Below are 11308 nucleotides of genomic sequence, written 5' to 3' on the forward strand. Positions count from 1 at the left end.
AAGAACATATGATGGAAATAGTATACATAATAAGTGGATTGATTTTAGGAATGATTGTGGGTTGGTTATTCGCTAATTCTAAAAAAGATTCCAAATCTAGAAAGGAAAAAGATCTTGCAGATCAAAAATATATTGATTTAGATAAAGAATTTGTTGCTTATAAAGCAACATCATCATCTGAGTTACTAACACTAAATAAGACTAATAGTGAATTTTTGATTGAAGTTAATAGATTGAATTTATTATTAAAAGAAAATTCACAAGAATTGAATATTTGTAATAATAAATTATCTGTGAGTGATGCAAATTTAGTTGCATCAAATAAAACTATTGAAGATAAAAATCTTGATTTAGACAATATAAAAAAAGAGTTGGTTAATCTAAAAACAGAAATTAATCAATATTCTAAACAATTGGCTACTTCTCAGGCAAGTTTAGTTGCGTCAAATGAGGTTTTGTCGGAGAAAACAACTGAATTAGAAACTTACAAGGAAGAATTAAAAAAAGTTACAAATAAATATAATTTGCAAAATGAAGAATTTGCAACTTCTAAAGCAAATAATGAAGCTTTAAATAATAGACTTGAAACACAAAAAAAGGAAATCGAAGAATTAGGTAAAAAATTTAATTTAGAATTTGAAAATATTGCCAATAAAATATTAGACACTAAATCTGAAAAATTTACAGAACTAAATAAAACCAATATTAAATCTTTATTAGAACCTTTAGGACAAAATATTAATGAGTTTAAAAAACAGGTTAATGAAGTTTATAAAACGGAATCAAATGAAAGATTTTCATTAGGCGAAAAAGTTAAAGAGTTAGCTCTTCTTAATCAGGTAATTAGTGAAGAAGCAAAAAATTTAACTAAAGCTTTAAAAGGCGAGGCAAAAACTCAAGGTAAGTGGGGTGAAATGATCTTAGAAAGTATTTTGGAAAGGTCAGGATTAAGAAAAAATGAGCAGTATTTTATGGAACATGAGTTATTAGATGAAAATGGTAAAGCCATTTTGTCTGACTCTGAGGGTAGAAAAATGCGTCCGGATGCTGTAATAAAATATCCTGATAATAGAAATGTTATATTAGATTCGAAAGTGTCTTTAAATGCTTTTACAAGATTAATTGCTTCTGTTGATGTTGATGAACAAAAAAGAGAATTAGCGGCACATATCTCTGCAATTAAAAATCATATTATAGCATTAAGTACAAAAGGATATGATGATTATGATAAGGCATTAGATTTTGTTATGATGTTTATTCCAAGTGAACCAGCCTATATTGCAGCTTTACAAAATGATCCTGATTTATGGAATTTTGCTTACGATAAAAGAATTTTATTAATAAGTCCAACTAATTTAATTACGTCATTAAAGTTAATCGTTGATCTTTGGAAAAGAGAATATCAAAATCAAAATGCAGTTGAAATAGCAGAAAGAGGGGCTAAATTATATGATAAATTTGTGGGTTTTGTAGCAAATTTAGAGTCAGTTGGAAAATCAATTCACAAGGCTCAGGAAAATTATGATGATGCTTTTAGACAATTAAGCACTGGTAATGATAATTTAGTGATTCAGGCCACAAAACTTAAAAATTTAGGGCTAAAAAATAAAAAAGAACTTCCTAAAGAAATTGTTTCTTTATCAACAGTTGATATAGCGTCTGAGAGCAATATTGAGATTTTAGAAAACGAACAGGATCGCAATAAATAAGAAAGCTTATATTTGAATTTTTACCTAATTGTAGGTAAATGCTTATTTGAATAACATATCTTTGCAAAGCAAAAACATTCACAGGAGTAAACTTAAACTTCTTTACAATGCAAAAAGAAAATCAAAAAGCATCACACCAGGAGGTGGTGCCGTCCGTAGTCCATTTCCTTTCCGACCTTTGGTTTGAGGGAGATTTTAAAGAACAGCCTTTGTACCTGCAGGAAATTTTCGAGTTAATGCTCGAAACCGAATTTGGCAATGATCAGGAGCTGCGACAAAAAATGCTAAGCTGTATCAGAACCAGCAGAAATCTGGCAGAGACCTTGTCTCCGTTTACAGACCAGCAGATTCAGCAAGCCTTCCTGGCTGTAGGAGCTTCAAAAGCGACTTAAAGAGCTACGATTTAAATTTTACAAATACCACAAAGCCCCGTACGTACGGGGCTTTTTTTTGGTTTGTATTTTATTGCTGTGGGAAAATTGTTTTTATTTTTAAGTTTCCCACAAAAGTTGTGGGAAAGTTGATTTTATTTTTCAGTTTCCCACAGAAGTTGTGTGAAAATTGATTTTTATTTTGGTTTTCACACAGAAAGTGTGTGAAAGTTGGTTTTATTTTTCGTTTTCACACAGAAAGTGTGTGAAAGTGAATTTTTATTTTCGTTTTCACACACTTCCAGCACTGTTGGCGAATACTGGATGCGGTTTACTTCGTCTGTTCGCTTTCGCTCGGGTCTTCGTACCTCGCAATGACAGCCATGTCTGGAATCTCTTCAAAAAAAAACAAAGCAATGGTTTGCTTTAATTGGCTTCTACCCCTTTTCTAATAGAGCATTTACTCAAAAATACCCAGTTTCCGCTAGCTTAAAAAAATACCGGAAAATGGGTATTGCGGTATTTTTATTTTTAGGCTTATTTCGTACGATACACTACGTTTTTTAAAAATAAATCTTACAAATGAAAAAAGAATTACTGCTTCTAGTCTTCCTCGTTTGCTTAGTCTCTAATGCGCAAACGAATAAAATAGTATTCGAATATGATGCTGCCGGCAATCAGACCAAAAGATCTTTCTGTTTAAAATGTCCCTCAGCAACGGGCAAAAGCGATCAGGCAAAAGAGGCCGCAGCTTCGGCTCAGGAAGAGGTATTGCCCTTTTCATCAGAAGAGGTTCTTTCTTATTATCCGAATCCGGTCAAGGAAACTTTGTACCTGACCTGGAAACTCGAAGACTATAATCGGGTGAGCTCTGTTCAGGTTTTTTCTTTTTTAGGACAGGTTTTAGGCACTTATCCCGTGGGCTCAGGTGTCCATGAGCTAAACATCCCTTTTCAAAATTACTCCGGAGGAATATATATCGTAGTGCTGTACTACAGTAATGGTTCTCAAAAAGCTATTAAAATCATCAAATCATAACGGTATGAAAAGTCTTTACTTTGTTCTTGTTTTTTTATTGGGGGTATTTGCAAATGCCCAGACTACGCCAACGGGTTCATCTGCAGAAGTGGGTGTAACGAAAGGAGAATTGTCTGTTTCGCTGAGTGGTGCGGCAACTTACACCATACCGATTAAGGTGCCACCGGGAATTAACGGTGTGGTACCACAACTCAATTTATCGTACAACAGCCAGTCCGGAAACGGAGCTGCAGGTTATGGCTGGAATATAGGTGGTATTTCGACCATTACGCGCATCCCGTCCACACGATTTCACAATGGCAATGCAGGCACGATTAATTATTCTATTTCTGATAATTATGCCCTGGACGGTCAGCGTTTACTGGTAAAAAACGGCCAACAATCACTTTATGGCCGAAACGGCACTGTATATGAAACAGAAAATTACTCGAATGTAAAAGTGACCTCCTATGGGGCCGTATCGTCTAACCGTGATATCGGTCCGGAATATTTTGTGGCAGAGTATCCGGACGGTTCCAAAGCGTATTATGGATATGAAAAAGGAAACAATTCTAATTCCCGCGGTGCCAATCATTATGCCATCACCTATTGGGAGAATGCCCAGGGACTGAGAATCAGTTATTCCTATTTTCCGCATTATAACAATACCCTGAATATTGCCTCTATAAAATATGGTGCCAGAAATGAGGGTACGGCGCCAAATGAAATAATGTTCACCTATATCAATAAATTCAAACAGGACATTCAGTTAATTGCCGGACAGCAGGTTCGCGATGATTTGTTGTTAAGCGGTATCACTACGAAAATTTCAGGAATTGGTTTTAGCAATTATGCCCTGAGTTACGATCGTTCGTCGCTTGGCTATGAAAGATTAACGGCCCTTACAGAAAAAACAGGAGATACTACTAAAAGCCTCAACCCAACCGTTTTCTACTATGCCGAAAATCAAACGGCCTTTACACCGTCAATGGAACTGACCCATACCGGTTTGAATAAATTTACCACAGAGGGTATTACACAAACCCTATCCGGTGATTTTGACGGCGACGGTGAAAATGAATTACTGCTTAAAAAAAACGGGATTACCCTGGGTGAAATAGCAGATGATTACTCTGTTCAGGAGGTTTCGAGTACCGGTTTATTGTCATTAGGTCTTCCGGCGGGAGAGTTTCCGGCAGGAATTATAAATGTGTTGGATAAGGACTTAAAAATCCCTAAAAACCAAAGATTTTATTCTTATAATGTAAGTAACGGTGAAACCGATTACAGGTATAAGATTTTTAATTACAATCCTGATTCAAAAAAAGTGGAATTGGATTATGAAAGAACATTTCATTCCGGTGCAACAGTGGCACTAAGAGGAGAAAATCAAAATACAGGCGGGTTATTTACGGGTGATTTTGACGGCGATAATTTAACGGACGTGATTCGCGTGCATAATGAAGTGAACGGTGTGAGTCAGGTTGAATTTTTTAATTTTGACAGAAGAGTCACTTCAAATTGGGTCACCAGCATCGGATCGCTGCCAACCGGTATTAAAACGTTTAATCTGGTTCCCAATGTTTCTAGCGGTTTGGCCGCGATTACCGGTTCCTCGATACTCCAAAAAGGCGATATTAACGGCGATGGAAAAATGGATCTGATTCTTTTCAGGGGTGCTCCGTACAATGATATCAAAGGCTATACCCTGATAGCGGGTAAATTAACGGAAATTATCAGCTGGAAACAGGACTTGCCGGGAGACATTGGCAGCACTTTTTTTCAGCAGCATACGGCTGGTATCAATACGACCATAGCAGGAACAGGTATTCAACGCTTTCCTGTTGTAATCGGAGATTATAACGGGGATGGCAAAAGTGATATTTTGCTGGTGGCGCTTAAGAAAGTACTAATTGCTACAGCAGGAATGTATTTTATAGAGGAATTTTTACCCGGATCTTTTCCTGAACTGGTGTATCCGTATACGGTAAGTTTCATGTCTGTGGATTCGAATAATGACGGCAAGTCGGATATCGTTCGGTTAGAACCCAAAAGAACGGAGTATAAAGAAAAATATACCACTCAGGAAATGTACCAGTCCGGAGGTAAATGGTATGTGCGTAATGTACAAGGATACCGATACAACTACGATTACGGAATTAAAATCGATTCGTATTACAGACCCGGAGTCAATGCGGCTTCCTGGAATTCCTTTGGTTTAGATAAGAAGCTGCAAACTTATAAGAACGATACCGATCCATCGAATGATAATGCATTCAATTATATGCAATTGGCTACGGTCAAGAAAAAAAATCCTTTAAAAACAGAACTGGCCCTGATTGGTGCCCCTGAGAATACAGGAAATGCACGAATTTCGGTTTTTTCCTGTACGAATTATGTTTCCGATCAGCATTTGCTAAAAAGTATTACGCTCGGGAATGGCGTAAAGGAAAACATAACCTACAGTCCCTTAAAAAACGGAAATGGTGTTTATGAAGCGGGCAGTCCCCAGCTTTATCCCAACCTGAGTATTCAGTACAGCCCGGAATTTAAGGTGGTATCGCAAATCGATTATCCGAATAACGGCCCGTCAAAAAAAATATTCAGGTATTATGGTGCCATGCTAAATGTGGAAGGTTTAGGCTTTTTGGGTTTTCAGGCAACCATGAGAACCAACAGGCATGATACGGACGCCTCTGTAATTTCAACGGTTTCCAGGAATGATTTTCTGTTAAGAGGGGCAAATGTTGAAAATTACAGCGTGGAAGGCATGGTATTACCTTCTGCTGAAACGCCGGCATCTTTTATATCACAATCAAAATTTAGGTATAACAGACCGGAAGAAGCCTTACAGCCTAATAAAGTGTTTAAACTTATAAATATAGCCTCAGCTGATTTTGATGGCCTGGCAGGGACCCAAACAGAAACCGAAACAGAATATGATGCCTCGAATAACCCGGTAAAAATAACAAGTATAATAAAAGATGCAGCATTGGCTGTAGTACAAAAAACAGTAACGGATATCGCGTATCAGGATCCTGCTGCAGGTCCTTACCTTGTGGGCAGACCCAAAAGTAAAAAGCAAACAGTTTTTTACAATGGTGATGTGGCAACAAGTGAGGAAGTATATGGTTATAATGCGCAGCAATTACTTTCGCAGGTTAAGAAAAGGGCTGATGCCACCACCAGCTACATTACAGAAGACAACAGCTATGATTTATTTGGAAATATGATTTCGAAAAAAATTACAGCAGGACCCAATTCCAGAACGGCAAGCTGGGCGTATGACGCTTCGGGGAGGTTGCTGACAGCAAAAACAGATATGGAGTCTTTACGTACCACTTTTCTGTACTATCCAAATGGCATGCTGCACATAGAGACCAATCCGTACGGACAAACGGCAGTGTATGAATATGATGCCTGGTTCCGAAAAACAAAAGCCACGAACTATCTGGGTAAGACGATCAACTATGCCTATTCAGGTCTTATGGACAACACCATTATTACGGCAACTGCAGAAGATGGCAGTGCGACCATGGAAACCTTTGACGGTTTGGGCAGAAAAGTAAGAGAAGGCAGTAAAAACAGTGCAGGAATTTTCTCTTTCGTATACGCTATGTATGACATTTACGATCGAAAGTATAAAGTGAGCGAACCGTATTTTGGAAACGTTCCGCGTCAATGGAACCAAACGAAATATGATAGTTACGGCAGGGTTACCGAAAACATTTCGTTTACCGGAAAAATCACTACCATTAGCTATTCCGGTTTACGTACCACGGTAAATGATGGCACAAAGTCAAAAACGACAGTTAAGGATGCTATTGGAAATGTGGTTGGGGTAACCGATACTCCGGGAGGTACCATTAAATATAGTTACTACGCAAACGGTAATCTGAAAGAAACCGATTATGACGGTATAAAAACAAAAATACTTCAGGATAAGTGGGGAAGGAAAATACAGCTTGACGACCCTTCTGCAGGGATTATTAAATATACCTACAATGACTTTGATGAACTTATTAAAGAGGAAAACAGCAACGGAATTACCAATTATAAATTAAATGCCTTCGGAAAGCCGGAAGAGAAAACAATAGCAGGGCCTAAAACGAATTCCAAAACGACCTATACCTATAATCCGGCCACAAAACTGTTAACGGGAAGTACTTTTACGGACATAAAAAATGGAAATACAACGATAAGTAATTCGTATCTGTATGACAATTGGCAAAGAGTCAATAAAGTAATTGAAACGACTCCTTATGCCACCTTTACTAAAATTTTTAGCCACGATGCTTTTGGAAGAGTACATACTGAAACCAGTACTGCGGCAACCGCTACCGGTAAAACCAGTACCAAAACGATTACAAAGACCTATAAAAACGGCAGCCTATACCAAATCACGGACAATGCAACCGTGTTATGGCAAACGGACAATGTCGCTCCAAACGGATCGCTGCTTTCCGGTACCTATGGCAATGGTATAAAAGTAACGAATTCGTATAATAATGCCGGTTATATCAACAGTAAAGATTTCAGTTTAGGAACAACAAGCATACTAAAACTGGAAACCTCTTTTGATGCTCAGACCGGAAATTTGAAAAACAGAAAAAACAGTCTTTTTAATTTTCCTGAGGACTTTAGTTATGATTCGTCAGACCGGCTTACGGCTACTACCACAACCGGGCAATTTTTAAACAGCACTTTTAGTACTTCCAATACCGAAGGTTATGAGTCTGAAAAAGGAACAGTAAGTATTTCGGGAGGCAGTTTTGTTGTGGGGATTTCGAATAGTGGTGTGGCGGTGAAAAAAACATTGCTTACGGGTAAAGCTATAGGAGATCAAATAATGCTGAGTTTTGATTTTAAAAAAGTTGTGGGTTCCGATCTTTTTACTGCGTATATCCAGGAACAAGATCCGGTAACGCTGGGAAAAGTTAAAATTTTTAAAGCAACCTTAACATCATCGAAAACGATAAACATAAGCCACACCGTTACAAAATACAGTGATTTAACGTTACTAATAGAGAAAACGAGTTCTCCTTTATACAATGTTATTCAGATTGACAATGTAATGGGGCACGAAAAAAGTACAATTGCCCAGGGATATGATGACAAAGGCAGAATTACGTCAAATGAGCAGGGCGCTTACACGTATCCGACCAGCGGAAAAGTATATCAGCACTCGTCTGTTGACCTTACGGCAAAAGCCTTGCCTTATTATCAGGGCAAACCAGCTCAGATCATTACCTATACTGCTTTTAATAGTCCCGAGCAAATAGAAGAAACGGGTCTGGAGAAAGTAAGTTTTAATTACAATGATCAGAATGAACGAAGTACGATGTTTTACGGCGGCGTGCAGGATAAACTCTTGCGACCTTACCGAAAACACTATTCCGCTGACGGCACCATGGAAATTAAGGAAAATAAAACAACAGGAGCAGTTGAATTTACCACGTATATCGGTGGTGATGGTTATACCGCGCCTGTAGTATTCAGGAGTGATGGAGGAAGCAATCAAAATTATTTATATTTACAACGGGATTATCAGGGGTCGATAGTGGCCATTACCAATCAGGCAGGATCAATTGTTGAAAAGCGATTGTTTGATGCCTGGGGTGGTGTGCAAAAGGTACAGAACGGAGCTGGTATACCGCTATCGGGTTTAACGGTTTTAGACAGGGGATATACCGGACATGAACATATACAAAGTGTGGGGCTCATCAACATGAACGGTCGTATTTACGATCCTAATCTGCATCGTTTTTTACAGCCGGACAACAATATACAGGATCCGTTTAATACCCAGAATTACAATCGTTACGGTTATGTTTTAAACAATCCTTTAAAATATACCGATCCTACAGGTGAATTTTGGAACGTAGTTGGTTACCTTTTATCAGGATATATAATGGGTGCCTATGCCAGCGGAGGCGAGTTGAACCCTGCCAAATGGAATTCTTCTGCTTTTATTAGTATTGGTGCAGCAGGGGCATCAGCGGGTGCCTCAGCAGTGGCGACAAATCTGACCAATAATTATTTGGATAATTATAATAAACCTCCGGTACTGGGATTTAGTGCTGTAGGATCGGGTAATGATATGCATTCTTTTGTGAATGATTCTAATACTTCGAATAATAACATTGCTAGTGATAATAGAAATACTGTTTCTTCTTTAATCACAAATTCTACATTCGTCGGCATCGGTTATGCTTTAGGTGAGTTTGAAAAGAATGTTGATAAAGTTGGCGATTTAAGAAATTTTAGAATCCAAAATTATCAACCTTTGAATAAATATGAGTTTATGACTAGTGCGTCAGGAATTACTGATGGTAAAGTTTATTTTGGAGGAACTAAAAACAGCACTAATAAGTTACAATATTTAAAAGGAGCGGCTAGGTATGCTGGTTATGGCGCTTCTTTCTACAGCTTAACCATGTCCTATGATGAATTTTTAAAGGGCAAAATTTCAGGTTCAATTTTTTTATTGGATGTTGGTATGACAGGTGCTTCTATTGGAGGTTCTTATGGTGTAGGTATTTCGGCATTTTATTTTATGGGTGTTAGAAATACGCCAGATTATTTTGATCATAAGATTATAAATTTTAATGATCTTCAAAAGGTTCAAATTGATAATACAAGGGTAAGGAATTAAAATCAGTAAAAAAAAATGATAATTAAAATAATAGAACTTGTTTTCGCTTTCTTTTCAAAAATGTATATCTTTTTTTATAAAGAAAGAGGAGAATATTGGAGAATTTTTCCAGTAATAATTATGTCAACAATTGTTATGATAAATTTACAATTGATTATGTCATTTTTATTTTCGCCTGGTAAATATTTTATTTTAGGACTAGCAACATTTTGGTTATTTATATTTCACACTTTAATCAAAAAAAGGGAATATAACTGGGTTGTGCAATATCCTATATCAAGAAAACAGAAAGTAATAATTGTTTTGGTTCTAATTATAGATGTCCTAGTGGTAGCTGTGCTTTCAGTGGTTTCTCGTAATATTTATATTGCGACACATTAAAAAAACAGAAAAAAAACAAGTGATAAAATTGCGAGACAGAATAGATAACGATCTTGTCAGTTTTGGGCAAAGTAAAGGTATAAATGCAAATTATCGGTCTTTTACCAAAGCAATGAAACTATGAATATTATGAAATTTATCAAAAAAAAACTTACAATTATGGATTATACTTTTTTTAAAATTGGCTTTGAATTAAATTTAATAACTAAAGAGGAATTAATTTCATTTTCCGAGAAAGAAATAGAAAGTAACTGTCAAGATTATGATTTTCATTTAGATATTATTTCACTTTCTAAAGATTCCGATTCAATAAAATTTATTGAAATTTTTAATGGTTTTAATAGTGCTGTAGAGAAGGAAATGTTTTTTAAGGTTCATCCTGTTTTTATCAATTTTATATTTAGAGAAAGAGACTGGTTTAAGCAAGTAAATCTTATTTTAAGATATTATAATTTTTTCAGTTTATATCTTGATGAAACTGATTATGAATTTTGGAGTAGGCTAAAAGATGATTTTAGTTTAAGAAGAGATGGATTCGTAGGATGTATGGAAATGCCTACAGAAATGATAAGCCATTTTAATAAAGAATTAGAAAAAAAATTTTCAGGAACATTTTTTGAGAACTTAATTACTTGTTTACAGCAATAAGTTTATGTTTTTAACCCCTTGCAATTGTCTCGCCCCCAATTTTTAAATTATCAATAATAATTAAATTGGAAAATAAGAATTGTCCAATATTTTAAGTGAAGGACTTAACTTCTATCATGTTTAACAGTTTTAGCTATCAGACGTCATTAACATTAGCAGAGCGTGGGTCTCACAAATATGAATTGCCGTATATAAGATCCTAATTTGCATCATTTTTTACAGCCGGACAACAATATTCAGGATCAGTTTAATACGCAGAATTACAATCGTTATGGCTATGTTTTAAACAATCCTTTAAATACAGGTGAATTTTGGAACGTATTTGCGGGTTACCTTTTATCAGGATATATAATGGGTGCCTATACCAGTGAAGGCGAGTTGAACCCTGCCAAATGGAATTCTTCGGCTTTTATTAGTATTGGTGCAGCAGGTGCATCAGCGGGTGCTTCAGCAGTGGCGACAAATCTGACCAATAATTATTTGGATAATTATAATAAACCTCCGGTACTGGGATTTAGTGCTGTAGG

The 11308-nt window shown here is 36.4% G+C and carries 6 protein-coding genes and 1 pseudogene; all 7 read left to right on the top strand.

Features of this window, described 5'->3' with window-relative positions:
- Positions 1 to 8: 8 nt before the first annotated feature.
- On the top strand, positions 9 to 1709 hold the full coding sequence (gene rmuC / locus GJU43_RS22130; protein ID WP_229655113.1) for a DNA recombination protein RmuC: 1701 nt from the start codon (positions 9 to 11) through the stop codon (positions 1707 to 1709).
- Positions 1710 to 1816: 107 nt separating this feature from the next.
- The gene (locus tag GJU43_RS22135) at positions 1817 to 2101 is read left to right on the top strand and encodes a hypothetical protein (RefSeq protein ID WP_154344058.1); all 285 of its coding nucleotides are present in this window, start codon (positions 1817 to 1819) and stop codon (positions 2099 to 2101) included.
- Positions 2102 to 2662: 561 nt separating this feature from the next.
- Entirely contained in the window at positions 2663 to 3118 is a 456-nt protein-coding gene (locus GJU43_RS22140; protein ID WP_154344060.1) for a T9SS type A sorting domain-containing protein, read from the top strand.
- Between the two features lie 4 nt (positions 3119 to 3122).
- On the top strand, positions 3123 to 9752 hold the full coding sequence (locus tag GJU43_RS22145) for an RHS repeat-associated core domain-containing protein (protein WP_195760086.1): 6630 nt from the start codon (positions 3123 to 3125) through the stop codon (positions 9750 to 9752).
- A gap of 15 nt (positions 9753 to 9767) precedes the next feature.
- Positions 9768 to 10133 carry a hypothetical protein gene (locus tag GJU43_RS22150; RefSeq protein ID WP_154344064.1) on the top strand — a complete coding sequence of 122 codons (366 nt, stop codon included), beginning with the start codon at positions 9768 to 9770 and terminating at the stop codon, positions 10131 to 10133.
- A 129-nt stretch (positions 10134 to 10262) separates the two neighbouring features.
- Positions 10263 to 10781: a hypothetical protein gene (locus GJU43_RS22155; RefSeq protein WP_154344066.1), complete on the top strand. Its 519-nt coding sequence runs from the start codon at positions 10263 to 10265 to the stop codon at positions 10779 to 10781.
- 204 nt (positions 10782 to 10985) lie between these two features.
- Positions 10986 to 11308 (top strand): annotated as a pseudogene (locus GJU43_RS22880) (RHS repeat-associated core domain-containing protein); the annotation flags it as partial.

The sequence above is a fragment of the Flavobacterium sp. LC2016-23 genome (assembly GCF_009674775.1).
GTDB lineage: Bacteria > Bacteroidota > Bacteroidia > Flavobacteriales > Flavobacteriaceae > Flavobacterium.

Coding starts and splice junctions, on each gene's coding strand:
- GJU43_RS22150 (WP_154344064.1), top strand. CDS start 9,768: ATGATAATTAAAATAATAGAACTTGTTTTCGCTTTCTTTTCAAAAATG.
- rmuC (WP_229655113.1), top strand. CDS start 9: ATGATGGAAATAGTATACATAATAAGTGGATTGATTTTAGGAATGATT.
- GJU43_RS22140 (WP_154344060.1), top strand. CDS start 2,663: ATGAAAAAAGAATTACTGCTTCTAGTCTTCCTCGTTTGCTTAGTCTCT.
- GJU43_RS22155 (WP_154344066.1), top strand. CDS start 10,263: ATGAAATTTATCAAAAAAAAACTTACAATTATGGATTATACTTTTTTT.
- GJU43_RS22135 (WP_154344058.1), top strand. CDS start 1,817: ATGCAAAAAGAAAATCAAAAAGCATCACACCAGGAGGTGGTGCCGTCC.
- GJU43_RS22145 (WP_195760086.1), top strand. CDS start 3,123: ATGAAAAGTCTTTACTTTGTTCTTGTTTTTTTATTGGGGGTATTTGCA.